At 69.0% G+C, this 248-nt stretch carries 1 protein-coding gene; it reads right to left on the reverse strand.

Features of this window, described 5'->3' with window-relative positions; genetic code table 11:
* A partial coding sequence (locus R0K30_RS22945) for a hypothetical protein (RefSeq protein ID WP_410613268.1) occupies positions 1 to 248 on the reverse strand: 248 nt, incomplete at both ends.

Consider the following 248-nt stretch of genomic DNA (forward strand, 5'->3'; position numbering starts at 1 on the left):
GGTACCCGTCGCCGAGTCCCTTGCCCGAGTCCTTGACGCCGCCTCGCCGGGTGTGGGCGCGCGCCGGCTCGGCGAGAGCGCCGTCGGACTGGGCGAGCATCATGCCGTAGCTGACGTCCCTGCCTCGGCGCTTGATCGTCACGCCGTTCTCGCGACCGATCTCCGCCGCATCATCCCAAGACTGCACGCGCGGATCGTTCAGGGTCTCCCGGATACGGGACTCGAGCACGATCTCGCTGAACCTCTCC

It is taken from the genome of Bacillus sp. SIMBA_154 (genome assembly GCF_046536015.1).
In the GTDB taxonomy this organism is placed as follows: domain Bacteria; phylum Bacillota; class Bacilli; order Bacillales; family Bacillaceae; genus Bacillus; species Bacillus pumilus_P.